Source organism: Streptomyces sp. NPDC012510 (assembly GCF_042955065.1).
Lineage (GTDB): Bacteria > Actinomycetota > Actinomycetes > Streptomycetales > Streptomycetaceae > Streptomyces.
On record NZ_JBIBEN010000008.1, the window covers coordinates 62,594 to 87,329 of the forward strand.

The following is a 24,736-nucleotide window of genomic DNA, read 5'->3' on the forward strand; positions in this document are numbered from 1 at the left end:
GCCTCCGCCGGTAACCTGAAGCATTCGCTCTGAAGCGAGCATCCGCTTCCTCCAGGAGCGCATCGCTTCGTCGCCCGTCGTCGTAATGAAGAGAGCACCGTGGCCGCCGACAAGATCGACACCATCGTCAGCCTGAGCAAGCGCCGTGGCTTCGTATTCCCGTGCAGCGAGATCTACGGCGGTCAGCGCGCCGCCTGGGACTACGGACCGCTGGGTGTCGAGCTCAAGGAGAACATCAAGCGCCAGTGGTGGCGCTACATGGTGACGTCGCGCGAGGACGTGGTCGGCATCGACTCGTCCGTCATCCTGGCCCCCGAGGTGTGGGTCGCCTCCGGTCACGTCGCCACCTTCTCCGACCCGCTCACCGAGTGCACCTCCTGCCACAAGCGGTTCCGCGCGGACCACCTGGAGGAGGCGTACGAGGCGAAGAAGGGCCGCCTGCCGGAGAACGGCCTGGTGGACATCAACTGCCCCAACTGCGGCACCAAGGGCCAGTTCACCGAGCCCAAGCAGTTCTCGGGTCTGCTCTCCACCCACCTCGGCCCCACCCAGGACACCGGCTCGATCGCCTACCTGCGCCCCGAGACCGCCCAGGGCATCTTCACCAACTTCGCCCAGGTGCAGACCGCTTCGCGCAAGAAGCCCCCGTTCGGCATCGCCCAGATGGGCAAGTCCTTCCGCAATGAGATCACGCCCGGCAACTTCATCTTCCGCACCCGCGAGTTCGAGCAGATGGAGATGGAGTTCTTCGTCAAGCCGGGCGAGGACGAGAAGTGGCAGGAGTACTGGATGCAGGAGCGGTGGAACTGGTACACCGGCCTGGGCCTGCGCGAAGAGAACATGCGCTGGTACGACCACCCGCAGGAGAAGCTCTCCCACTACTCCAAGCGCACCGCCGACATCGAGTACCGCTTCCAGTTCGGCGGCAACGAGTGGGGTGAGCTGGAGGGCGTCGCCAACCGCACCGACTACGACCTCACCGCGCACTCCAAGGCCTCCGGCCAGGACCTGTTCTACTTCGACCAGGAGGCCGGTGATCGCTACACCCCGTACGTCATCGAGCCGGCGGCGGGTGTCGGCCGCACGATGCTGGCGTTCCTGCTCGACGCGTACACCGAGGACGAGGCCCCCAACGCCAAGGGCAAGCTGGAGAAGCGGACGGTGCTGCGGCTCGACCACCGGATCGCGCCGGTGAAGGTGGCGGTGCTTCCGCTGTCCCGCAACGCGGAGCTGTCGCCGAAGGCGAAGGGGCTCGCGACCGCGCTGCGGCAGAACTGGAACATCGAGTTCGACGACGCGGGGGCGATCGGGCGCCGGTACCGGCGTCAGGACGAGATCGGTACGCCGTACTGCGTGACGGTCGACTTCGACACGCTCGACGACAACGCCGTGACCGTGCGTGAGCGGGACTCCATGAAGCAGGAGCGGGTGTCTCTCGACCAGATCGAGGGGTACCTCGCCGGGCGGCTCGTCGGCGCGTAGTGCTGTAGGCCGGCGGGTTCTCGTCTGCCGGGCTTGAGTGTTCGGCCGGCCGCGGGTTTCGTCGTGGCTGGTCGCGAGTTCCCCGCGCCCCTTTGGGCCATCGGCCCCTGAGGGTGCGGGGAACTCGGTGTTTACGGCCGACTTCGGCGGTTGCCGGAAAAATCTCGTACGACCCACCAATCCGGACCTGTCGCCGGTTCCGAAGGGGAGAGCAGACGGCCCGCAGAGGGCGGGCCGCGCATCTTCACGGGGGCGTACATGCGTAAGCAAGCGGTCATCGGCGTCATCACCATGGCGGTGGCGCTCGGGACGGTCGGCGCGGTCGGGGCGGGGGCCCTGGGCGGATCGTCCGCGTCGGCGGGGGCAGCGGCAGGGGCAGGGGCAGGGTCCGGGGCGTCGGGGAGCGACTCCGTCGGTACCGGGGCCGGTGTCGAGTCCAAGGGGAGCGGCCTGGGCGGGGGCGCGCGCGTGCCCGGTGGGCTGAAGGCGATCGGTCTCACCGCCGACCGGCGGCTCGTCGTCTTCCGCGTCGACAAGCCCGGCGCCGCCGTCCCGCTCGGCAGGATCGGCGGCCTCAAGGGTGACACCAAGCTCGTCGGCATCGACTACCGCGTCCAGAACAACAAGCTGTACGGCGTCGGAGACAAGGGCGGCGTCTACACGATCCGCGAGGTGGGCGCGAAGGCCACCAAGGTCTCCCAGCTCACGGTCGCCCTCCGGGGCAAGGCGTACGGCGTCGACTTCAACCCCGCCGCCAACCGCCTCCGGGTGATCAGCGACACCGGGCAGAACCTCCGCCACAACCTCGACGACCCCCAGGGCGCCCCGGCCGCCGGTACCACGGCCGTCGACGGCACCCTCACCGACCCGCCGGTGCCGCCCGCCACGGCCGGCGTCACGGCCCAGGGGGTGACCGGGGCGGCGTACACGAACAACGACCTCGACACCTCGACCGCGACCACGCTCTTCGACCTCGCCACCACCCAGGACCAGATCTCCCTCCAGTCCCCGGCCAACGCGGGCAGCCTCGCCCCCACCGGCAGGCTCGGCGTCGACGCACCGCTGAACTCCGGGTTCGACATCTACAGTTCGCCCCGCAGCGGGGTGAACGCCGGGTACGCGGTGACGGGGGCACGGCTCTTCGGCGTCGACCTGCTGACGGGCAGGGCGAGTTCGGCCGGCGGCTTCCCGAAGGGGCGGCAGGTGGTGGACCTGGCGATTCCGCTGCGACAGGGGTGACACCCATGACGGTCGACGCGTGACGGTCGACGCCTGTCGGCTGCCTGATGAGGCTGACAGCGCCTGACGGCGGCCTTTGAGGCATGGCAGGTGACAGATGACAGATATTGAAATGGTCACCGCCTCCCGCAGGGCCGCCTTCGTGCGACCCCGTCACCACCGCCCGCGCTGTCTTCCACGCCACCGCCCGCTTCCACGACCCCTCCTACGCCCCGGTCTGGCGACAGCCGGACGTCGAGGCCCAGTTCGAGGCGGTGGTGGAGTTGGTGCTTCGCGGTCTGCGGCGGCCGGGGGCCTGAGGCGGTCGTCCGCCCGTCAGGTCGCGTCGGCCGCCGTGGCCAGGATCCGGGCCAGCTCGGCGGGCCTGGTGACCATGGGCCAGTGGCCCGAGTCGATGTCGGCGAAGTCGATGTGCTTGGCGCGGGCGAGCTCCGGGACGTCGCCGGCGTCGATCCACTCCCGTGCCTGAGCGGGCGTGAACTCCGGACAGACGAGCAGGACCGGGATGTCGAACCTCCGTTCGTCGGTCAGTCGCACCACTCCCTTGGCAACGTCCGCGGGAACGGGGACCGCGGCAGCCGCGAACTCCCGCCTGGCCTCGTCGTCGAGGTCGGCGGCGTCCGGCCCCTGGAAGGGATTCCAGCCCGGGAAGGGCACGACGCCGTCGCTGACCTCGAAGAAGTCGGCGTACGGCTGGCCGTCGACGGTCGGGCAGCCGCCGATGAGGGCGACCTTGGCCACCCGCTCCGGCCGTCGGTCGGCGGCCAGCCAGGCGAGCGTGCAGGCGGCGGAATGCCCCACCACCATCGGCTTGCCGGGCGCCGCGTCCACCGCTGCCAGCACCGCCGCCATCTGGTCGTCGAGCGTGGCGGACGCGGAACCGTCCCCCTGGCCGGGGAGGGTGAGCGGCACGGGGCGGTGGCCGAGCGGCTCCAGCGCGGACGCGACGCGGTCCCATGCGGATCCGTTCAGCCACAGGCCGCCGATGAGCAGGATGTCCATGGTCGGTTCCCCCTTCTTCGACTTCGTGACCCTCACCGTACGAGGAGATCCGGACAATCCACTGCCGGTTTCCCTGGCGATCACCGCTCGTCCTCCGGGAATCCGCCGGGAATCCGCGGGGAATCCGCCGGGAAGCGGCAGCACGATCGTCTCGGGATCCGATTAGCCTGCTCCCGTGCCGAACGATCTCAGCCCCACCGCACGGGCGCTGCGCGCCCTGGAGATCCTCCGGGCCCGCTCCGGTACGACGGCCGGCGAACTCGCCGCGCGGCTGGGCGTCACCGAGCGTGCCGCGCGCCGGTACGTCGCCATCCTCCGCGAGGCCGGCATCGCCGTGGAGTCGGCCAGGGGGCCGCACGGTGGGTACCGGCTGGGGCGCGGAACGAGGCTGCCCCCGGTGCACTTCACCCAGGACGAGGCGATCGGCCTGGTGATGGCGGTGCTCGGCGGCCAGCCGGCCGCGGCCGCCGACGACGACCTGGTCGGCACCGCCCTGGGCAAGGTCGTCAAGGCGCTCCCGGAGGGCATCGGCCGACAGGCGGCGATGTTGCGGGAGTACGCGGCGGCCGCGCCGGACCCGTACTCGGCCCGCCCGGATCCGGCCGTCACCAGCGAACTCGTCGACGCGGTCGCGACCCGACGCCGAGTGCTGGTCATGTACCGCAGCGAGGCGGGCAACGAGTGGGAGACGGACGTGGACCCCTGGTCCCTCGTCGTCCGCTACGGGCGCTGGTACCTGCTGTGCCACTGCCGTCGCGCGGACGCGATCCGCACCTACCGGGTCGACCGGGTCCGCGCGGTCCGGCAGACCGGGCACGGGTTCGAGCCGCCCAAGGACCTCGACGCGGTGGCGGTGCTGGAGGAGAACCTGGGCCTCGGATGGGAGTTCTCCACCCGCGTGGTGTTCGACGCCCCCCTGAGCGAGGTGGCACCGTGGATCCGGCCGCCCATGGGGCGCCTCGAAGCCTCGGGGGACGGGTGCGTGCTGGTCGGCAGCACCCGCAACCCGGCCATGTACGCGCAGGAATGGCTGGCACGGATCCCGCTCGCCTTCCGCGTCGACGGCGGGGAGGAACTGCGCGCCACCGTCGCGGCGCTCGCGGCGCGCTTCACCGCCGCAGTGGCGCCCCCCGCCGACCGGCGGACGTGACCGGCACGTCGCCGGCGGCGCCGGGCTGCGTGGCCCTTGGGCTCAGCGCCGGGGCGCCGCCGCCCCCGCTGGTGTGACCGTCGCGTCCGTGAGGCTCCTCCAACGGGCGAGGGTCTCTGGATGGGACCCGGTCGTGGTGGCGTCGGCCACGGCCGTGGCGGCCTCCGGGGTGCACGGGCTTCCCGCTCGGGTCAGGAGGGTCAGGGGCCATCGGGGGGTGTCGAGGATCGAGCCGCTGTCGAAGGCGTACCAGTCCCAGGGGCCGTCGAAGCGCCAGGCCCGTCCGGCGGTGTCGGCGACCTCGTCGCCCGGCATGAGGAAGGCGTACGGGCGGAAGACGAGGTCGAGGGTGTAGGGGATGTCGTCGTGCGGGTGGAGTTCGCAGCCGATGCCGTTGAGATGGCCCTCGTCGGGATACTCCCGGTAGGACATGCCCCGGGGGAGGACCGAGACGGCGAGGGTCGGGCGAGGCAGCCAGCCCGTCTCCTGCGGCGGGTCGAAGTGGTCGACGTCGGTGATGTGCACGGTCGTCGGCGGTATGCCGACCCGGCAGAGACCGCCCGGCGTCAGGAGCTCCGGCACGGGATCGGTGCGGAAGAGCGCCGGCTCGGCGTGGGGGCCGGGCGTGGTGTCGGCCTGGAGCGCCACGACGCCGTTCCAGTGGTGGAACGTGCTGTCCGGGTCCACCCGCCACCACGGCCACTCGACCGACACATGCTCCCACCCGGTGTCCACCACCCGCGCCTCGGTGAACGGGCAGGCGACCGTCAGCACGTCCCCCACCCGGAACTGCCGGTCAGCCGCGCTGTCGTCGTTCCGCATGGCGTCAGGCTAGGGGACTTTCCCCTCACCCCGAGGCGACGCAGAACTCGTTGCCCTCCGGGTCCCGCATCAGCCACCAGTGGCCCGCCGGGCCCTTGTCGAACTCCTCGACGCGGGTCGCGCCCAGGGTCTCCAGGCGGGTGACCAGGGCGTCGAGGCCGGCGGGGCCGGCGTGGACGTCGATGTGGAGGCGGTTCTTGACCGTCTTGGGTTCGGGGACGTCCTGGAAGAGGAGGCGGCGGCCCTTGCCGATGCCGGTGAAGGGGTCGTACGGGTCGTCGGGGTGGCGGACGGCGGCGTAGCCCCGGAAGACGCGGTGGCCGCCGTGCTCCGCGACGGCGGCCTCGGGGAGGTCGCCGGTGGAGAGGAGATGGGCGATCAGCGTGCTCGGGTCCTCCACCTCGTAGCCCAGCGCCGCGGCCCAGAAGTCGGCCAGGGGCTGGGCGTCCCGGGTGTCGATGACCAGTTTCCAGTTCAGCGGGGTAGTCATGTAACTGGTTATATTGGTTACATGAGTGTGCCGTCCAGGGCATCGGCTTCGAAGGGGGTGTCGGGAGTGTCGGGCATGCGGCTGCGGTCCTACTCCGGGAACGTCTACCGGTTCGATCCGGGCGCCCTCTGTCTGGAGCTGCTCGTTACCGGCGGGCCCGGCGCCCTCACCCGCTACGAGGTGCTGCACACCCCCGCCGACCTGGTCGCCTGGGCCGGCCAGTCCCGGCTCACGCCCACGCCGCCCGCCCTCCGTGTGACGGCGGACGACGTGACGTACGCCCGGCGGCTGCGGGACGCGCTGTGCCGTACGGTCGTCTCCCATGTCTGCGGCGGGCTTCCCGAGTTGGGCATAGCACCGGCGGACACCACCGACCGCGACCTCATCAACGAGGCCGCCGCCGGGCCCCCGCTCGCCCCCGCCCTGGGCGCGGACGGCAGCCGGGGCTGGGCCGACGGGACGGCCACCGGGGCGCAGCTCCTGTCCACCGTCGCCCGTGACGCCGTCGAACTGCTCACGGGGCCGTACGCGCAACGGATCCGCATGTGTGCCGGTGACCGCTGCTACCTCCTCTACGTCGACACCTCCCGGCCCGGCCGCCGTCGCTGGTGCTCGATGGGGCACTGCGGCAACCGTCACAAGGTCCGTGCCCACCGCACACGCCGCGCCGGGGTCGGCCCGGTCCAGGAGGAGCCACAGGAGCCACAGGGGCCACTTGAACCGCTGGAGCCGGTCGAGCAGAAGGAGTGATCCGTATGTCCACCCGATCCACCGGACTCACCCAGGACGCCGGATGGCAGGTCGGCGTCTCCCGCACCCTGCCCCAGTCACCCGCCGTCGTATGGGAGTTCATCAGCGGACCGCGCGGACTGGAGCTGTGGCTCGGCGCCGGCGCGCGCCTGGCACCCGAGCCGGGCGCCCCGTACGAGACCGACGCGGGCCTCACCGGTGAGGTGCGCGGCTACCGTCCCGGTGACCGTATCCGGGTCACCTACGGTGACACGACCGTCCAGGTCGCCGTCTCGGCGGCCGGCGGCGGCAGGTCCGTGCTCGTCTTCCACCAGGAACGCATGGCGAGCGCCGAGGAACGTGAACGCCGACGGGCGCACTGGCAGCGGGTGATGGACCAGGTCGTCGAGGCGCTCGCCGACCTGGCCTGACCCCGGCGGGAGTCATGGTCCCGTGGGGTCCACCGTGGCCTGATGGGCCTCGGCGAGGTGTTGCTGGGCCTTCAGCCACGGCAGGAACTGCGCGCCCTTGTGCCAGCCGCAGGTGTCGCACCTGATGGTGCGTTGCAGCCCCGAGCGCCGGACCCGCACGGTGTGTTCCCGCCCGTGCTGGTCCCAGCGGCTCACCCTGCTCGCGTTGATCTCAGCATGAGGCCCCCGGTCGCGGCGTCGCGCTTCGCTGTCGGTGAGGAGTCTGGGGCAAGAAAGGCGCGGAGGGGAGAGCATCGGAGAGATCGAACGACGAGCCTTCCACCACGATCCCTCCACCACGCGCGACCGCCGCGGCTTCGGCTCACCCTCGTTTCCGCCGCGGCCGGTGGGAACCTCGGGGGCGTCACCGGAGCGTCGCCCGAGGCCGCCGGTGAGCGCTGCCAGGTGGGGCGGAGCCCGGAGAACAGCGCTCCTACCGCCTGGGTCGGTGCTACCGGCACACCAACGCCGCGATCAACGTGAAGACGGCCGCCGGACTGGCGGTATCGGCCTGCGTAGCGCCGGTAAGACCAGGAGCGATCCCGGCACAGCGCGAAGAAACAGGAAGCCACGGATTCCCGACCGGACCCCGTGCCGCGTAGCGGCACGTCAACGATCGAGAAGGCCAGAATCCTCGGGCTTCAGCCCGAGGTGCAAGTCAAGAGCCCACCCCCGCCGCGTCCCGCACCTCCGCCGGCTCCAGCCGCTCCGCCGTTCGCTCGGCGGTCCCCCTGCCCCACGTTCCCGTCGTCAGGACCCCCAGCACCAGGACGGCCCCTCCGCACCCTGCGATGATCCACCAGGCGGGGCGGGCCGCCGTCACGAACGCGCTCGTGTACGAGGACGAGCCGATGCCCGCCGCCAGCACCGCTCCGATCACCGCGACGCCCAGGGTCTGGCCGATCTGGCGGCTGGTGGAGGCGACGGCGGCGGCGACGCCGGCCTGGGCGCGCGGCATGCCGGAGACGGCCGTGTCGGTGATGGGCGCGTTGACGAAGCCAAAGCCGAGGCCGAAGAGGACGTAGCCGATGACCAGCGTGACGTTCTCGGTCCCGGCCTCGAACGCCGCGAAGAGCACGCCGCTCGCGGTCATCGCGCTTCCGGCGACGAGCAGCGGCAGACGCGGCCCCCGGCTGCCGACCAGACGCCCGGCGACCGGTGCGCAGACGAAGCAGAGGAGGGCCATCGGGAGCATCCACAGGCCGGCGTGAAGGGCGTCGAGGCCGCGTACGTTCTGCAGGTACAGCGTCGACAGGAACAGGAAGCCGCCGAGGGCGGCGAACGAGCCGACCGCGCTGAGGATCGCCCCGCTGAACGGGGCCGAGCGGAAGAAGCGCAGGTCGATGAGGGGTTCGTCGCGGCGCGGCTCGTACCGGAGCAGGGCGAGGAAGGCCGCGAGGGTGACACCGCCGAGGGCGAGGGTCTCGGCGACCGGCGCGGTGGGCGCCTCGATGATCGCGTACGTGAGGGAGACGAGCAGCGCGATGACGAGGAACTGTCCGACGGGGTCGGGGCGGCGGGCCTTCGGGGCGCGGGACTCCGGGACGTACCGCCAGGTCAGCAGCAACGCCGCCAGTCCGACCGGCAGGTTGATCCAGAAGATGGACCGCCAGCCGACCGACTCCACGAGCAGCCCGCCGATGATCGGGCCGGCGGCCATCGAGATCCCCACCACCGCGCCCCACGCGCCGATCGCGCGGGCCCGCTCGCGCGGGTCCGTGAACGTGTTGGTGATGATCGACATGGCGACCGGGTTCATCATCGAGCCGCCGACCGCCTGCACCGCGCGGAAGGCGACCAGCGATTCGAGGTTCGGGGCGAGGGAACAGAACAGTGAGCCGAGCGTGAAGAGGACCAGGCCCGCCATGAAGACCCGCTTGCGGCCGATCCGGTCCGCGGTGGAGCCGGCCAGCATCAGCAGGGCCGCGAGGACCAGGGTGTAGGCGTCGATCGTCCACTGGAGACCCGCGAGGTCCGCGTCCAGGTCGCGCTGCATCGAGGGCAGTGCGACGTTCAGGACGGTGTTGTCCAGACTGACGATGAGGAGGCTGGTGCAGCAGATCGCCAGTACCAGCAGGCGGTGGCGACGGTTGAGCTCGGCCATGCGATCCATCGTACCCCAAGTAAATAGTGTGCCTAACTAATTAATGGCGAGCATGCGTCCGTGTGCGTGACAATGGGGGAATGTCCACGCCCGCCTCGCCGCTCCAGTTCGGTCCGCACACCGTCCGGCCGCCCGTCGTCCTGGCCCCCATGGCCGGGATCACCAACGCGCCCTTCCGTACTCTGTGCAGGGAGTTCAGCGGGGGCAAGGGCCTGTTCGTGAGCGAGATGATCACCACGCGGGCGCTGGTCGAGCGCAACGAGAAGACCATGCAGCTCATCCGCTTCGACGCGACCGAGAAGCCGCGCTCGATCCAGTTGTACGGCGTGGACCCGGCGACCGTCGGCAAGGCCGTCCGCATGATCGCGGAGGAGGGTCTCGCCGACCACATCGATCTGAACTTCGGCTGCCCGGTCCCGAAGGTGACGCGGAAGGGCGGCGGATCCGCCCTTCCCTACAAGCGGAACCTGCTCCGGGCGATCCTCCGTGAGGCCGTGAGCGGCGCCGGGGAGCTGCCGGTCACCATGAAGATGCGCAAGGGCATCGACGACGACCACATCACCTACCTCGACGCCGGCCGGATCGCCGTCGAGGAGGGCGTCACGGCGATCGCCCTGCACGGCCGCACGGCCGCCCAGCACTACGGCGGTACGGCCGACTGGGACGCCATCGCCCGCCTCAAGGAGCACGTCCCCGAGATCCCGGTCCTCGGCAACGGAGACATCTGGTCGGCCGAGGACGCCCTGCGGATGGTCCGCGAGACCGGCTGTGACGGCGTGGTCGTCGGACGCGGCTGCCTCGGTCGGCCGTGGCTCTTCGCCGACCTGGTCGCCGCGTTCGAGGGGCGTACGGAGGCCGTCGCGCGCCCCGCGCTCCGCGAGGTCGCCGACATCATGGTCCGGCACGCCACCCTGCTCGGCGAGTGGATCGGCGACGAGTCCAAGGGGGTCGTCGACTTCCGCAAGCACGTGGCCTGGTACCTCAAGGGCTTCGCGGTCGGCTCCGAGATGCGGGGGCGACTCGCCGTCACCTCCTCCCTCGCCGAACTCCGCGCCGGACTGGACGAGCTGGACCTCGATCAGCCCTGGCCGGCCGGTGCCGACGGTCCACGCGGCCGCACCTCCGGCAACAACCGCGTCGTCCTCCCCGACGGCTGGCTCAAGGACCCGTACGACTGCGCGGGCGTGGGCGAGGATGCGGAGCTGGACACGTCCGGGGGCTAGCAGCGGGGCGCGACGGAAGGTCGGTTGGTCCCTTCTGTCTGCGTTCCGGTCGTTGTGCGGCCGGTTTCCGTCATCTTGGAATGAGTGGGGAAATGTCCGGGTAGCGCGTTTCGGTGTGCGGAGCGAACGAGACACCGAAGAAGCCGACGCGGACACCGTCGAAGAGGCTGCCGCGGAGCCCTCCGCTCACCCCGAGCACCCTGCCCCCTCCTTCGTACCCCACTGCGCGCACCACGTCTCGTACGTCCTCACCGTCCTGGACCGCCTGGTCCCGGCCGGCACCCGGTGCGCGGTCATCGGCGCGCCGCTGAACTCGAACGTCGGCGACAGCGCGATCTGGCTGGGCCAGCGCGCCCTGCTGGGCGTGCTGGGCGCCGAGGTCCGCTATGCCTGCGACCTGATGTCGTACGACCCCGCGCACCTGGCGGCCTGTCTCCCGGACGGCCCGATCATGCTGACGGGCGGTGGCACCCTCGGCGACCTCTGGGAGGACAGCCAACTCCTCCGTGAACAGGTTCTGCGGGACTTCCCGGACCGCCGCGTCGTCCAGCTGCCCCAGTCCGCGCACTTCACGGTTCACGCCAACCTCACCCGCGCCCGCCGGGTCTTCGACGCCCACCCCGACCTCACGCTGCTGCTGCGCGACCGGCGCAGTCTGCACCGCTGCCGCACGGTCTTCGAGGCACCCGCGCTGCTCGCCCCCGACCTGGCCTTCGCCGTACCACCGGACGCGCTGGCCGGCGGCACGGTCGCCCACGACGTCGTCTGGCTGGCCCGGGAGGACAAGGAGTCCGCGAAGGGGCCACCGGCCGGACGCGGCGCGACTCACGACCGGGGCGCAGCCCCCCATGTCTTCGACTGGGTCCGGGAGGGCGCCGACACCGACTGGCGGCAGGCGAAGGAGGCGCTGTGGCGCACGCGGGCCCGAGCCCTGTGCCGTGCCGCCTCCGGTGACGCGCCCGGCGCCGTCCCCGCCCTCCTCGCCGTCTACGACGGCCTCGCCCGCCTCCAACTCGGCCGCGGCTGCCGCCTGCTGACCGCCGGCCGCGTCGCGGTCACCGACCGCCTCCACGGCCACGTCCTGGGTCTCCTCCTGGGCCTTCCCCACGTCCTGCTCGCCGACCGCTACGGCAGGACCCGCAGCCACTGGGACACCTGGACGGCCCACCGGCCCCCGACCACGGCCTGGGCGTGGACGGAGGCGGAGGCGAGGCAGACAGCGGGAAGACTGCTGGCGGAGCTGCGGGCCGAAAAGCAAGGGGCGTAGCCCCGTGCTTCTCAGGGGCGCGGGGGACTGCGCGACCAGCCACGACGAACCAGCCGTCCGCACACAACCCACGCCCCAACGGCGACTACGCGCCCCCCACCGCTGTCAGCAGCGCGAGTGGCGCCGCAGCGGACCGCGACTCCCGCACACACGCGTGCGGATACGGCACCGGCTCCGGATGGGTGTCCCTCCCGTACCCGGCCAACACCTCCGGCAGCCGGTGCCCGGCGGCGGTCGCCGCGTCCACCATGCCGGAGGCGACCGCCCGCGCCTCGTCGTGCAGCCCGTACCGGGCCAGCCCCAGCGTGATCAGCGCGTTGTCGTGCGGCCAGACCGAGCCCCGGTGGTACGACAGCGGGTGGTACGCGGGCTGCCCGGAGGCCAGCGTCCGCACCCCCCAGCCGGAGAAGAAGTCCGGTTCGAGGAGCCGCCGGCCGACCACCTTCCCGTACTCCTTGTCCAGCAGCCCCGACCACAGCAGATGCCCCGCGTCCGAGGCGAGCGCGTCGACCTGCCGGCCCTCCCCGTCCAAGGCCAGCGCGGGAAAGGCGTGTTCGGGCATCCAGAAGTCCCGCTGGAAACGATCGCGGAGATCACCGGCGGCCTGTTCCAGGAGCGCCGAGTACACCTCGTCCTCCCATACCGTGCGGGCCAGCGCCGACGTGCGGCGCAGCGCGTCGTACGCGTAGCCCTGCGCGCCCGCCGCCATCACCGGCCCGGTGGCGGGGCGGCTGCCGTCGGCGGAGCAGATCGAGCCGGGGGAGTCCTTCCAGTTCTGGTTGGCGAGGCCGCCCTGGTCGGCGCGGTAGACGAGATAGCCGCGCGAGGTGAGGCCGCCGTGGTCGAGCATCCAGCCGATCGCGGCCCTGGCATGGGGTTCGAGGCGGCGGGCCAGGGTGACGTCCCCGGTCTGTTCCACATACGCGCCGAGGAGGACCAGGAACAGCGGGGTCGCGTCCACCGAGCCGTAGTAACGCCCGTACGGAACCTGCCCGAAGTGTGCCAGCTCGCCGTGGCGCACCTCGTGCACGATCTTGCCGGGCTGGGCCACCGAGTCCACGCCCACCTCGGTCGCCTGGGCGGCGGCGAGCGCCAGCAGGGTGGCGGCGGCCGGCTCGGGCCGGTAGGGGAGCGTGAAGAGGGAGGTCAGCAGGGCGTCACGGCCGAGGAGGGTGAGGAACCAGGGCGCTCCGGCGGCGGGCACCCGGACCGTCTCGCCGTCCGGGCCGGTCGTCGGGACCTGCAGCACGGCGAGGTCGGCGAGGCCACGCGCGCAGGCCGCGGCCAGCTCCGGCCAGCCGGTGGGGAAGGCCACGCCCTCCATGAAGTCGCCCTCCGCCGCGAGGAGTCGGTCGTACTCGGCGGCCGGTGAGCGTGGCACCCGCAGCGCCCGCCGGTCGCCGTGCGGCCGGGCGATCACCCGCAGCGTCAGCTCCGCCGAGCCGTGCGGCGCGACATCGAGGGCCCAGACGAGCCGTCGCGCGCCCGTCCCGGTCTCCTCCACGGTGTCCGGCGCGGGCTCGGCCGTCACCGTCGTACAAGACCGCCACTCGCCGCGACGGTAGGTGAACTCGACGCCGTCGTCGAGGACTTCGCGTTTCCTGACGACACCGCTCTTGGCGTACGTCCGGAAGTCGGAGCGCAGCTCGAACTGGTCGGTGAAGTCGGCGTCCACGGTCATCGCGATCCGGACCGTCGTCGCCACCGGGCGGTTGTTCGTGACGCGCAACGACTCCACGAACGCGCTGTCCGCGACGGCCTGTTCGCGGAAGAGCGTGTACGCGGGCGGCTCCCGGCGGCCGCCCCGCGGGACGAGCACGCAACGCGCGGTGTCGCCGTCCGCGACCGGTGTCAGCGTTTCGGGCATCGCGCCGTCGACGGTGAGCTGCCACCGGCTCAGATGCCGGGCGTCCCGTACGAACAAGCCGTCCGGCGAACTGCCGCCCCGCACCCCGCTGATGTCGCCGCCGTCGCCCACGGCGGCGAACGTCCCGCCGCGCACGAGCAGGTGATGCCGGTCCGTCATCCCCGGTCCCCTCCCTTGTCACTCATGCCGAACCTGACCTGGTGGTCGTCATGCCGTGCGTCGTCGTGCACGTGGTCGTGGTCGTGCTCGTCATCCCGGTCCCGGTCCTCATGCCCGTCCCGGTCGCCGCCCCCGTGCTCGTTGTCGTTGTCGTTGTCGTTGTCGCGGTCGTGCCGGTGACCGTGGCCGTGGCCGTCCTGGCCGTCCTGGCCGTTCTGGTGGAGCAGGTCGAGGGTGAGCGCGGCCGTCCAGCTGAAGCGGAGCGCTCCGCAGGCCTCACCGGTGTACGGGTCCACGTACTCGGCGAACCCGGACCTCCCCGCCGTCTCCAACAGTGCCGTCCGCAGCGCGTCGGCCCGTCCCAGCTCGCCGTGGAGCCTGAGCCCGCGCTCCAGCATCCAGTTCGTGTTGAACCACGCGGGCCCACGCCAGTACCGGTGCGGATCGAACGCCTCCCCGGTGAGGTCGTACGAGGGCACGAGCCGGGTGGTGTCGCCGAGCCCGAAACGGGGGCCGTGGACCGTCCGCACGAGGGCGGCGGTGAGGTCGCGGGGGAGGCCGGGGAGCAGCAGGGGGAGAAGGCCGGAGACTCCGCGCTCGGGGATGAGGGTGCCGGTGACGACGTCCCGGGCGAAGAACATCCCCTCCGCCGGGTCCCACAGCCGTTCCACCAGCGTGGCCGTCAGCCGCTCCGCTCGCGCCTGCCGGGCGGACCCCGGCGCGCCCAACTCCTTCGCGATCCGGGCCAGCGCGTGCTCGGAGGCGATGAGCAGGGCGTTGAAGGACGGGTCCTCGACGGCGAACTCCCCGTGGCCGTCGGTGTATCCGCCGTCCCGGTAGTTCGCCGCCAGCCGTACGTACCGCCCGTAGTCCAGGTCCGTCGGACGGTCCTCGGCGGCGCCGTGGTCGAGGTCGGCGCGGCGGAAGGAGCGGGCCGGGGCCGGCGTGATCCGGGCCAGGGGCGCGTCCCAGGCGGGGCTGTTGTCCATGCCCTGTTCCCAGGGGTGGACGACGGAGGCCAGCCCGCGCCCGCCGAGGTCGCGGCGGTGCAGCAGATAGCGGTGCCAGGCGGCCAGCCTCGGATACACCCGGGGCAGGAAGCCGCGCGCGCGGGACAGCCCCGGGTCCGCCCGGTGCACCAGCCATGCGGCCAGCGCGTGCACCGGCGGCTGCACGATGCCCGAGGTCTGCGCGGTGCGCGGAGCGCCCGCGGCGCGCCCCGCCGTGGAGGAGCGCCAGAAGTCGGGGCTCGGGAAGTACGCGTCGAGCGGCACGAGGGCGTTGAAGACGATGTGCGGGATCCGCCCGTCGCCCCACTGCGCGGCGAGCAGCGTCTCCAGCTCGCTCTGCGCCCGCAGCGGCGACAGATGCCGCAGTCCGATCGCGACGAACGCCGAGTCCCATGACCACTGGTGCGGATAGAGCGTGCGCGACGGCACCGTGGACCGGCCGGTCCAGTTGCCCGCCAGCACCTCCGCCGCCTCGCGGCGCAGCGCACCGGCCGAGGCGACCGGATGGTGTACGGCGACCTCGCCAGGCACGCGCGTGCCTGGCGGCAGGGGGGTGAGCTGGGTTGTGCGGTCCACGAAGGGCTCCCCGGGGACAGGGTGACGACCGGTTCGGCAGTAGCTACCGTGGGGTTACGTCTATTTAACACGCAAAACTCAATATGTAATGCGGAGTTGGTGAGCGCAAGAGGGGCGCGGGAGAGGATTACCGCAGGACCGCGACAATGGCGGCATGAGCAGAAGGGCCGTGAAGGTGGGCAGTCACGCCGGTGCCGGAGATCTGCTGGAGCTGGTCCGCAGCGGCCGGGCCACCACCCGCGGCGCGCTCCAGCAGGCCACCGGCCTGTCCCGGGCCACGGTCGGCCAGCGCCTGGACCGGCTCTTCCGTGCGGGCTGGCTCCGCGAGGGAGCCGGCGGCCCGGTCGACTCCCCGCTCGGCGGCCGCCCCTCCATCACCCTGGAGTTCGACGACGAGCACGCGGTCGTCCTCGCCGCCGACCTCGACACCCGCCACGCCCGCGCCGCCGTCCTCTCCCTCACCGGCGAGATCCAGGCAGAGCACACCGGCACCCTGGTCATCGAGGAGGGCCCCGACGCCGTCCTGGACGAGCTGGGGCGCTGGTTCGCCGAACTCCTGGAGAAGGCCGGCCGCCGGGCGGACGCGGTGTGCGGCATGGGCCTGGCGGTCCCCGGCCCGGTGGACAGCGATACGGGTCGTGTGGTGCAGCCGCCGATCATGCCCGGCTGGGACGGCCACGACATAAGAGGCCGTCTGGCCCGCGCCTTCACCGACCACGCGGCCGGCCCGGCCGGGGTCCCGGTCCTCGTCGACAACGACGCCAACCTCATGGCGTACGGCGAACAGCGCACCGGATACGCCGACTGCTCGGCGTTCGCGCTGGTCAAGGTGTCCACGGGTATCGGCGCCGGTGTGGTGGTCGGCGGCTCGATATACCGGGGCGTCGACGGCGGCGCCGGCGACATCGGCCACATCCGGGTGCCGCAGGGCGCTCAGGCGCTGTGCAAGTGCGGCTCGTACGGCTGTCTGGCGGCGGTCGCGAGTGGTGGAGCCGTGGCGCGACGGCTGGCGGAGGCGGGGGTTCCGGCGACCTCCGGCTCAGATGTGCGGGATCTGCTGACCGCCGGGCACCCCGGGGCGACGGCGCTGGCGCGGGAGGCGGGCCGGGCCGTCGGGGACGTCCTGGCGACGGTCGTGACCCTGCTGAACCCCGGCGTCCTGATGATCGCCGGGGATCTGGCCGGAACCCCCTTTCTCACCGGCGTGCGAGAGCTGCTCTACCAGCGCGCGCTACCGCGCTCCACGGCCCACCTCGACGTGGTGACCTCGCGGCTCGGAGAGCGGGCGGGCCTGGTCGGGGCGGGTGCGCTGGTCGTCGAGCACCTGTACGCACCGCGACGGGCCGAGGAGCGGTTGGCGGCGCTGGGGGTCTGACCGCCGTCTGGCCGCCCGCTTCCGTGCGACGTGGACGCGCGAGGCGTTGCGCCAGGACGTGCGAGCCGTTGTGCAGGGACGTGCGAGCCGTGTGACGGGCGTGTTTCCGTTCCGGGAGACCGGTCCGCATGGTGAAATCCGGGGCCCCTCCGACGCGTGATTCTCGCCACCTCTGATAAGGGTTGCGCTCAGATGAGCGGATCATGTGAGGTTCCGCGACTTCAAGGGGTGGCACTCCGTGCCACCCCTTGCTCGTTCATCGATCGAACTCAGGCGCGCGGAATGCCGCTCATCTGAGCAGATGTGCGCCCGGTCGGGGCTGGTGGTGTTCAAGAGATGAACACTTGCGCGCCCGGTTCCTTGCCAGGTCTTGACTTTCGATCTCCTGGCGGACGGGTGGTTACAGGCGCATGACGCGCAAGTGGACGTACCCAGGTGCCTTCGATCTGGGTATGTTCCTCGCCGTCAGGGCAGCCACCGCGTCCTCAAGGAGTTGGGACCCGTGTCGGAAAACAAAGATCCCCACGTAGGCCACGAAGCTCAGCGCGTTGAGGGCGTGAAGTTCGTCTATGACTTCACCGAGGGCAACAAGGACCTCAAGGACCTCCTCGGTGGCAAGGGCGCGAACCTCGCCGAGATGACCAACCTCGGTCTCCCCGTGCCCCCCGGGTTCACCATCACCACCGAGGCCTGCAAGGTCTACCTCGACAGCGGGGACGCGCCCGCGGCACTCCGTGACGAGGTCAGCGCCCATCTCGCCGCCCTCGAAGGGAAGATGGGCAAGAAACTCGGCCAGGCCGACGACCCGCTCCTGGTCTCGGTCCGCTCGGGTGCGAAGTTCTCGATGCCCGGAATGATGGACACGGTCCTCAACATCGGGCTGTCGGACAAGTCGGTCCAGGGTCTCGCCCAGCAGGCCGGCGACGACCGCTTCGCCTGGGACTCCTACCGCCGGCTCATCCAGATGTTCGGCAAGACCGTCCTCGGCGTCGACGGCGACCTCTTCGAGGAGGCGCTGGAGGCGGCGAAGACGGCCAAGAAGGTCGCCGTCGACACCGAGCTGGAGGCAGCGGACCTCAAGAAGCTCGTCACCAAGTTCAAGAAGATCGTCAAGACCGAGGCCGGCCGGGACTTCCCGCAGGACCCGCGCGAGCAGATGGACCTCGCCATCAAGGCCGTCTTCGACTCCTGGAACGGCGACCGCGCCAAGCTCTACCGCCGCCAGGAGCGCATCCCGCACGACCTCGGCACGGCCGTCAACGTCTGCTCGATGGTCTTCGGCAACCTCGGCCCCGACTCCGGCACCGGCGTCGCCTTCACCCGCGACCCCGCCTCCGGCCACCAGGGCGTCTACGGCGACTACCTGCAGAACGCCCAGGGTGAGGACGTGGTCGCGGGCATCCGCAACACGGTCCCCCTCGCGGAGCTGGAGTCGATCGACAAGAAGTCGTACGACCAGCTGATGCAGATCATGGAGACCCTGGAGAACCACTACAAGGATCTCTGCGACATCGAGTTCACCATCGAGCGCGGCCAGCTCTGGATGCTCCAGACCCGTGTGGGCAAGCGCACGGCGGGCGCGGCCTTCCGGATCGCGACGCAGCTCGTGGACCAGGGCCTGATCGACGAGGCGGAGGCACTCCAGCGGGTGACGGGCGCGCAGCTCGCCCAGCTGATGTTCCCGAAGTTCGACGACGAGGCGAAGGTCGCCCAGGTCGGCCGAGGCATCGCCGCCTCCCCGGGCGCGGCGGTCGGGAAGGCGGTCTTCGACTCGTACACCGCCGTGAAGTGGTCGCGCTCGGGCGAGAAGGTGATCCTGGTCCGCCGCGAGACCAACCCCGACGACCTCGACGGCATGATCGCGGCCGAGGGCATCCTGACCTCGCGCGGCGGCAAGACCTCCCACGCGGCCGTCGTCGCGCGCGGCATGGGCAAGACGTGTGTGTGCGGCGCGGAGGAGTTGGAGGTCGACACCAAGCGCCGCCGGATGACCGTCCCCGGCGGTCATGTGGTGGAGGAGGGCGACCTGATCTCCATCGACGGTTCGTCGGGCAAGGTCTACCTCGGCGAGGTCCCGGTCGTGCCCTCTCCCGTCGTGGAGTACTTCGAGGGCCGGATGCACGCGGGCGCCAACGACGCCGACGAACTGGTCGAGGCGGTCCACCGCATCATGGCCTTCGCGGACCGCAAGCGCCGTCTGCGGGTCCGCGCCAACGCCGACAACGCCGAGGACGCGCTGCGCGCCCGCCGCTTCGGCGCCCAGGGCATCGGCCTGTGCCGTACGGAGCACATGTTCCTCGGTGACCGTCGTGAACTGGTCGAGCGCCTGATCCTGGCGGACACGGAGGTAGAGCGCGAGGAGTCCCTGAAGGCCCTGCTCCCCCTCCAGAAGCAGGACTTCGTCGAACTCTTCTCGGCGATGGACGGCCTCCCGGTGACGGTCCGTCTCCTGGACCCGCCGCTGCACGAGTTCCTCCCGGACATCACCGAGCTGTCGGTCCGCGTGGCCCTGGCGGAGTCCCGCCAGGAACCCCACGAGAACGAGCTGCGGCTGCTCCAGGCCGTCCACCGCCTGCACGAGCAGAACCCGATGCTGGGCCTGCGCGGCGTACGACTGGGCCTGGTCATCCCCGGCCTGTTCACGATGCAGGTCCGTGCCATCGCCGAGGCGGCGGCCGAACGCAAGAACGCCAAGGGCGACCCGCGCGCCGAGATCATGATTCCGCTCGTCGGCACGGTCCAGGAGCTGGAGATCGTCCGCGAGGAGGCCGACCAGGTCATCGCCGAGGTCGAGGCGGCGACCGGCACGTCGCTGAAGCTGTCGATCGGCACGATGATCGAACTCCCGCGAGCCGCTCTGACGGCGGGCCAGATCGCGGAGGCGGCGGAGTTCTTCAGCTTCGGCACGAACGACCTCACGCAGACGGTCTGGGGCTTCAGCCGCGACGACGTCGAGGCCTCCTTCTTCACGGCCTACCTGGAGAAGGGCATCTTCGGGGTGTCGCCGTTCGAGACGATCGACAAGGACGGCGTGGGCTCCCTGGTGAAGCTGGCGGCCGAGGCCGGCCGTGCCACCCGCCCCGACCTCAAGCTCGGCGTCTGCGGCGAGCACGGCGGCGACCCGGAGTCCGTCCACTTCTTCCACGAGGTCGGCCTGGACTACGTCTCCTGCTCCCCGTTCCGCATCCCGGTCGCCCGCCTGGAGGCCGGCCGCGCGGCCTCCCAGTCGACGGGCAGCGACCACCGCTGAGCCCTTCCGGGCCGGCACGAACCCCGGAACCGTCGCTTGTCCCCGACCGACCCTCACCGATGGGCGGCGGTTCCGGATCACGAAGAGAGGGCGGCACCCCGTGCGGGGGGTGCCGCCCTCTCGTACCGGTTTCGGAGCCGAGGAAGGGCCCGCAGCCCAAGAACGTCATGCTGCGCAGCGCCCTGCTCTCCGTCCTGGCGCGCTTCCTCTTCTTCGTCTGCTTCCACGTCGGCGGGTTCTGCCTTCTCACCTGGCTGACGGTGACCCAGAGCCGGCACTGGGGCGTCGCCCTGGGGGTGCTGGCCGTCCACCAGCTCGCCTTCTCCCGCACCGACACCTACTTCGTGTGAATGCGGAAGTGGCTAGGAAGAGCCGGCGGTGGGAGGTGATGAAGGTCCTGGGATGCGGCCCCATGGACCTGAACCGCAAGGGCCGGCTGTGGTGAACCGGCCGTCTCACGAGTTCCGCCGAAGGGGGGAGCGGGCGGGCGTGCGGGGGAGCGGGATGGGGGCCGGGACACGTGCGTCGCTCCGCGCAGCCGCGATCTCCAGCAGGACCCGTGCGAGTTCGTCGTGCAGGGCGTCGCCGATCTCATGTGCCTGGGGTGTGTCGACGTGCAGCACGTTGACGTGGAGGCCGGTGGCGGTGCGGTGGAACCAGTGGCTGATCCCGTTGCCCCGGGCGGCCCATACGTGCAGCTTGGGGTCCCAGAGGGGGTGCTGGGGGCCTCCGGGGCTTCTGCGGAAGTCGATGTAGGAGAAGAAGTTCACCGGGAACGGCCAGTGGTGCAGGCGGAAGGTCTCCGGGGCGAGCAACTCCCACGCCCGTACGAACGGGATGTCGGAGTACCGCTGCAACGCGCTGTACGCCGTACGGGCCCGCGCGATCGTCGTGGTGTGGTCCGCGCCGCCCTCGCCCACCCGGAACGCGATCGGCATCGTGTTCACGAACCAGCCGATGGAGTGCTGCCACGGGCCGGGGGTCCGGCCGCCGCCGTCCGTCCTCTCGCTGATGGGGAGCAGGCCCCGGTACACCCCCGGCCCGCCGAAGCGGTGCTGGGCCGTCGCCGCGGCCGCCAGGACGGCCGTGAAGACGCTGCCTCCCGCCGCGCGGGCGCCTGCCGCGAGGGCGTCGGTCCGGCGGGCGTCCAGGAGGGGGAGGGCGCGGTTCACCAGGGGGTACAGATGGTCGTCCGGTAGCCCGAGGTCGAAGGGGAACCTCGGGAAGAAGCCGCCGTTGCCGTGGATGAAGTCCTTCCAGTACGTGAGCCGCTCGTCATCGGGGCGGAGCGAGGCGTAGCGGCGGCGTTGGTCGTCCCCGAAGGTCAGATAGCTGCCTGCGGGCGGGAGTTCCGGGGCACGGTCGGCGACGAGGGCGGCGTACGAGGTCTGGAGTTCGTTCACGACGACGGGCATGGACAGGCCGTCGCACACGATGTGGTCGAAGCAGAGATAGACCGTGGAACTCGACTCCCTGACCACCGCGCCCATGAGGAACAGCGGCCAGGAGAGCGTGTCGATGCTCTTGAACGTCTTGTCGAGGTGGGTGTGCAGGTCGTCCCCGCTGTGGAAGTGGCCGACCTCCTCCGCCTCCAGGGAGATCGACTCGGGTGCCGGAGCCGTGCAGCTCAGATCTCCGGCCAGGCGCTGGAACTCGCAGCGGAGCACTTCGTGACGCCGTACGAGAAGCAGGAGCGCTGACGCGAGAGCCGTCGTGTCGAGCCGGCCGGTGATCACGAAGGTAACCGTGACGGAACTGGCGATGCCGTCGCTCGTACTCCGGGTCGCTTCGGACGACGAATGGTGCTTGTCCTGATTGAACGAGGCCGCTTTGGCGATGCGAGGGAGCTCGCCATGAGGGGAATGCGGGGAGCCCGGGGCGTCCGGGGCGTCCGGGAACTTCGGGGAGTTCGGGGAGTTCGCGGAATGTGGGGGGTTCGCGGAATGTGGGGAGTGCGGGGAGTGCGGGGAGTGCGGGGAGTGCGGGGAGTGCGGGGAGTGCGGGGAGTGCGGGGAGTGCTTTGTGCGCAGGGACCAGGAGATGACGGTTCCAGGCGCGATGGTGGCTTCGGAGAAGGGAATCTGCAGCACTCGGGGGCTTTCTGCTCGTGACTTGTGGGGGGAGGTCGGTGAGAACTCACATGATGTGGGCCAGGAGGGATTTCACGGCCGCGTCGACACCGTTCTCGGCCTGGATGAGAGGGGCGATTCCGGTTGCCCGGCACCGGAGTCGTGCATCCGTCGTCGACGCGCTGATCGCTTCCGCGAGCCGAGGTGCCGTCAGGGTGCGGACCGTGAGGGGCGCGGGGGCCACGCCCAGGGCCCGCACCCGGGCTGACCAGTGGGTCTGATCGCCCATGTGGGGGCAGAGGACCTGAGGGCGGCCCGCGGCGAGGGCGGCTCCCACGGTGCCCGGGCCCCCGTGGTGGACAATCGCGGCCATGCGGGGGAAGAGCCAGTCGTGCGGGGCCTGTTCGATCGCCAGGATGTTCGGTGACGGGCGGCCGGACCGGCTTGCCGACGCGTCGATGCCGCCCCAGCCGGTCGCGATCACGGCTCGTCCGCCGGTGAGACGGATCGCCTCCGTGACCAGGTCGTTGTTCCGCCTCGCCCGGGTGCCCGTCATGCTGCCGAAGCCGATGTAGACGGGCGGTGGCCCCTCGTCCAGGAACCGGGTCAACTCCCCGGGCGGCGTCCAGTCCGGGCGGGCGGGCAGGAACCAGAAACCCGTGGTGCGTACGGCGTCGCCCCACGCCGGGTCGATCGGAGTGACGAGCCGGCTGAACGCCTGTAGGACCGGGCGCCGTCGGCCCTCGGGATCGCGCAGCCACCGGCGCGCACCGTGCCGGCGCGGCGCCAGCCCCAGTTCGGTCGTCCGCCAGCGCTCCACCTCGCGGGACCGCTGGGCCGCCGTGACCAGGGCGTAGGTGCTCCGGTTCAGGAGGCGTGGCACCTGAGGGAGGGGCAGCAGCTGGCAGGGGAACTCACCGGTGGGGATCCAGCCGGGCTGCAACGCCACGACGACGGCGGGCACGTCCAGCATGTCGGCGACATGCTGTGCCGGAAGCGCCGCGGAATGCACGACCGCCGCCACGTCACCGTGGTCGTGCGCGATGGCCGCCACATCCCGCAGCGAGGCGATGAGCAGTCGTTTGAGGCGGGCGACGGTGCGCGCGGCCGCCAGTTTCCCGCGTACGCCCATGAGGCCGCGGTCGATGAGCCTACGGCTCGCCGTCTCGTCGAGAATGCGGGTCGGACCGTCGTCGATGGCGGCGAATTCGACGCCGAACGCGGCGGCGTCGGACGCGTAGGAGGAAGGGGCGGCCAATAACGGGTGATGGCCGTGACGGCGCAGCGCCACGGCCAATGCGAGAAAGGGTTGTACATCACCACGAGTACCGCATGCCGCCAGGAGAACCTTGCGCGGGCGAGCGCCGACTCCGAGGATCTCCGGCCTCGCTGTGTTGGGCATGACCACCCGCTGAACCTAGCAGAGGAAAAATCGAACTAGGTTGGGGTGGAAATGAGTTCGACGAATTCCGTGCTTTTCGTTCCCACGGGTTCCCGCGGGTTCTCACGGGTTCTCATGGGTTCGGATAGGCGAATCCGTCTCCCGTCCCCATTTCAGCGGAGCGCCCCATCACCCCCGTCCGGCCAGGGACTGCCCCACCGCCTCCGCTCCGTCAGGGGCCGCCCTGACTTGGCGGGACGCCCTCCGGGCTCCGGCAGAGGGCGGGGAGCCGTCGGTTCCATGTGCTCCGGTGACGTGGGGCGGACCATCCGGGCGGGGCGCCCGGGTCCTCGCGGCATGGCGGACAGGGGCCCGACGCCCCGCGGGGGATGCTGGTGCCTCCCTCCGCCCGCAGGAGATGTCCGTGAGTGATCCCAGCCATCGAGTGGCCCCGAGGCGGGCGTCCGCCGCAGCAGGCGGTGACATTCCTGCTCCCGGTGTCATCGGCATCGGGCTCGCCGCGGCGCTGACGTTCGCGCTCGGTCAGGGGGCGTGGCAGTGGTTCGCCACGTTCATCGGGGTGACCCTCCTCGCGGTGATGCTCGCCTTTCAGCGGCGGGCGGAGTGGACGCCGGAGATCGGCTCGGCATACATGCGCGGCTTGGTCGCGTATGCGCTGGTCGTCGGCCTGTGCGTGGCGATCGCACTCGCCCCCCTGCTGCAGCGCAAGGCCTGGCTCTTCCCGATGCCGGGCACGCGCAGCGACTGCGCCCTGCTGGGCAGGTACCAGGCTCTGCAGGCGGAGGCCGCGCTGGGGAACCTGGCCGGCAGTGACAGCGCCGCCCTGGAGTTCGCGCGGGAGGTGCGGGCGCGTGAGGCCGTCGCCGAGTGCCTCGCGGCCACGACGACCCTGTGGCTGCCGCTGTACGGGGTGGGGGTGGCGGTGCTGGTAGGGACGGGTGTCTGGTTCCGCGACCGGGCCCGGGCCGGAACGGGTCCCGTCGGCTAGGCAGTTCGGTTCTGCTCGGTGGGCGTCGCACGAGGCCCTGGTCCGGTCGGCCCGTTCCCACC

General features: G+C 71.3%; 21 protein-coding genes. 12 read left to right on the forward strand and 9 right to left on the reverse strand.

What is annotated here, in order from left to right:
* The first annotated feature begins 99 nt into the window (after positions 1–99).
* The 3 genes from ACFY9I_RS16910 to ACFY9I_RS16920 all read left to right on the forward strand — a co-directional run bounded on the left by ACFY9I_RS16910 (position 100) and on the right by ACFY9I_RS16920 (position 3,020).
* On the forward strand, positions 100–1,482 hold the full coding sequence (locus ACFY9I_RS16910) for a glycine--tRNA ligase (RefSeq protein ID WP_391002253.1): 1,383 nt from the start codon (positions 100–102) through the stop codon (positions 1,480–1,482).
* Positions 1,483–1,740: 258 nt separating this feature from the next.
* Positions 1,741–2,721, forward strand: a complete 981-nt coding sequence (locus ACFY9I_RS16915; RefSeq protein ID WP_391002255.1) for a DUF4394 domain-containing protein — start codon at positions 1,741–1,743, stop codon at positions 2,719–2,721.
* Between the two features lie 107 nt (positions 2,722–2,828).
* Complete coding sequence (locus ACFY9I_RS16920; protein WP_391002257.1) at positions 2,829–3,020, forward strand: hypothetical protein; 192 nt, start codon at positions 2,829–2,831, stop codon at positions 3,018–3,020.
* A gap of 16 nt (positions 3,021–3,036) precedes the next feature.
* Here the strand turns inward: ACFY9I_RS16920 and ACFY9I_RS16925 are convergent, their stop codons facing one another.
* Positions 3,037–3,723, reverse strand: coding sequence for an alpha/beta fold hydrolase (locus ACFY9I_RS16925; RefSeq protein ID WP_391002700.1), 687 nt, complete (start codon positions 3,721–3,723; stop codon positions 3,037–3,039).
* 175 nt (positions 3,724–3,898) lie between these two features.
* On the opposite strand from ACFY9I_RS16925, the gene ACFY9I_RS16930 reads away from it, so the two are divergent.
* Positions 3,899–4,873 carry a WYL domain-containing protein gene (locus ACFY9I_RS16930; protein WP_391002259.1) on the forward strand — a complete coding sequence of 325 codons (975 nt, stop codon included), beginning with the start codon at positions 3,899–3,901 and terminating at the stop codon, positions 4,871–4,873.
* A 42-nt stretch (positions 4,874–4,915) separates the two neighbouring features.
* Here ACFY9I_RS16930 and ACFY9I_RS16935 read toward each other — a convergent pair whose 3' ends face one another.
* A complete protein-coding gene (locus tag ACFY9I_RS16935) occupies positions 4,916–5,695 on the reverse strand; it encodes a hypothetical protein (RefSeq protein WP_391002261.1) in 780 nt (259 codons plus the stop codon).
* A gap of 25 nt (positions 5,696–5,720) precedes the next feature.
* Positions 5,721–6,185 carry a VOC family protein gene (locus tag ACFY9I_RS16940; RefSeq protein ID WP_391002263.1) on the reverse strand — a complete coding sequence of 155 codons (465 nt, stop codon included), beginning with the start codon at positions 6,183–6,185 and terminating at the stop codon, positions 5,721–5,723.
* Between the two features lie 21 nt (positions 6,186–6,206).
* Between ACFY9I_RS16940 and ACFY9I_RS16945 the strand changes: the two genes are divergently transcribed.
* Both ACFY9I_RS16945 and ACFY9I_RS16950 read left to right on the forward strand, forming a co-directional pair.
* Positions 6,207–6,935 (forward strand): ABATE domain-containing protein, encoded by a 729-nt coding sequence (locus ACFY9I_RS16945; RefSeq protein ID WP_391002265.1) that lies wholly within the window; start codon positions 6,207–6,209, stop codon positions 6,933–6,935.
* A gap of 5 nt (positions 6,936–6,940) precedes the next feature.
* Entirely contained in the window at positions 6,941–7,345 is a 405-nt protein-coding gene (locus tag ACFY9I_RS16950; RefSeq protein ID WP_391002267.1) for an SRPBCC domain-containing protein, read from the forward strand.
* Positions 7,346–7,357: 12 nt separating this feature from the next.
* Here the strand turns inward: ACFY9I_RS16950 and ACFY9I_RS16955 are convergent, their stop codons facing one another.
* Both ACFY9I_RS16955 and ACFY9I_RS16960 read right to left on the reverse strand, forming a co-directional pair.
* Entirely contained in the window at positions 7,358–7,639 is a 282-nt protein-coding gene (locus ACFY9I_RS16955; protein WP_391002269.1) for a hypothetical protein, read from the reverse strand.
* Positions 7,640–8,042: 403 nt separating this feature from the next.
* Positions 8,043–9,488 carry a DHA2 family efflux MFS transporter permease subunit gene (locus tag ACFY9I_RS16960; protein ID WP_391002271.1) on the reverse strand — a complete coding sequence of 482 codons (1,446 nt, stop codon included), beginning with the start codon at positions 9,486–9,488 and terminating at the stop codon, positions 8,043–8,045.
* 80 nt (positions 9,489–9,568) lie between these two features.
* Here ACFY9I_RS16960 and dusB point away from each other — a divergent pair, with 80 nt between their 5' ends.
* Together dusB and ACFY9I_RS16970 are read left to right on the forward strand one after the other, a co-directional pair.
* On the forward strand, positions 9,569–10,711 hold the full coding sequence (dusB, locus tag ACFY9I_RS16965; protein WP_391002273.1) for a tRNA dihydrouridine synthase DusB: 1,143 nt from the start codon (positions 9,569–9,571) through the stop codon (positions 10,709–10,711).
* 115 nt (positions 10,712–10,826) lie between these two features.
* Positions 10,827–11,978 (forward strand): polysaccharide pyruvyl transferase family protein, encoded by a 1,152-nt coding sequence (locus ACFY9I_RS16970; RefSeq protein WP_391002275.1) that lies wholly within the window; start codon positions 10,827–10,829, stop codon positions 11,976–11,978.
* A gap of 85 nt (positions 11,979–12,063) precedes the next feature.
* Here ACFY9I_RS16970 and ACFY9I_RS16975 read toward each other — a convergent pair whose 3' ends face one another.
* Together ACFY9I_RS16975 and ACFY9I_RS16980 are read right to left on the reverse strand one after the other, a co-directional pair.
* Positions 12,064–14,004: a glycogen debranching N-terminal domain-containing protein gene (locus ACFY9I_RS16975; protein WP_391002277.1), complete on the reverse strand. Its 1,941-nt coding sequence runs from the start codon at positions 14,002–14,004 to the stop codon at positions 12,064–12,066.
* Positions 14,001–15,590 carry a hypothetical protein gene (locus ACFY9I_RS16980; RefSeq protein ID WP_391002279.1) on the reverse strand — a complete coding sequence of 530 codons (1,590 nt, stop codon included), beginning with the start codon at positions 15,588–15,590 and terminating at the stop codon, positions 14,001–14,003. Before ACFY9I_RS16980 ends, ACFY9I_RS16975 begins: the two co-directional genes overlap by 4 nt.
* 154 nt (positions 15,591–15,744) lie before the next feature.
* Here ACFY9I_RS16980 and ACFY9I_RS16985 point away from each other — a divergent pair, with 154 nt between their 5' ends.
* The 3 genes from ACFY9I_RS16985 to ACFY9I_RS16995 all read left to right on the forward strand — a co-directional run bounded on the left by ACFY9I_RS16985 (position 15,745) and on the right by ACFY9I_RS16995 (position 20,565).
* Positions 15,745–16,965, forward strand: a complete 1,221-nt coding sequence (locus ACFY9I_RS16985; RefSeq protein ID WP_391002281.1) for an ROK family protein — start codon at positions 15,745–15,747, stop codon at positions 16,963–16,965.
* Positions 16,966–17,467: 502 nt separating this feature from the next.
* Positions 17,468–20,215 (forward strand): pyruvate, phosphate dikinase, encoded by a 2,748-nt coding sequence (gene ppdK / locus ACFY9I_RS16990; protein WP_391002283.1) that lies wholly within the window; start codon positions 17,468–17,470, stop codon positions 20,213–20,215.
* 167 nt (positions 20,216–20,382) lie between these two features.
* A complete protein-coding gene (locus ACFY9I_RS16995) occupies positions 20,383–20,565 on the forward strand; it encodes a hypothetical protein (protein WP_391002285.1) in 183 nt (60 codons plus the stop codon).
* A gap of 105 nt (positions 20,566–20,670) precedes the next feature.
* On the opposite strand, the gene ACFY9I_RS17000 is transcribed toward ACFY9I_RS16995, so the two are convergent.
* Positions 20,671–22,305: a condensation domain-containing protein gene (locus ACFY9I_RS17000; protein ID WP_391002287.1), complete on the reverse strand. Its 1,635-nt coding sequence runs from the start codon at positions 22,303–22,305 to the stop codon at positions 20,671–20,673.
* A gap of 46 nt (positions 22,306–22,351) precedes the next feature.
* Positions 22,352–23,686 carry a nucleotide disphospho-sugar-binding domain-containing protein gene (locus ACFY9I_RS17005; protein WP_391002702.1) on the reverse strand — a complete coding sequence of 445 codons (1,335 nt, stop codon included), beginning with the start codon at positions 23,684–23,686 and terminating at the stop codon, positions 22,352–22,354.
* Positions 23,687–24,083: 397 nt separating this feature from the next.
* Between ACFY9I_RS17005 and ACFY9I_RS17010 the strand changes: the two genes are divergently transcribed.
* Positions 24,084–24,674 (forward strand): hypothetical protein, encoded by a 591-nt coding sequence (locus tag ACFY9I_RS17010; protein WP_391002289.1) that lies wholly within the window; start codon positions 24,084–24,086, stop codon positions 24,672–24,674.
* Positions 24,675–24,736 lie beyond the last annotated feature (62 nt).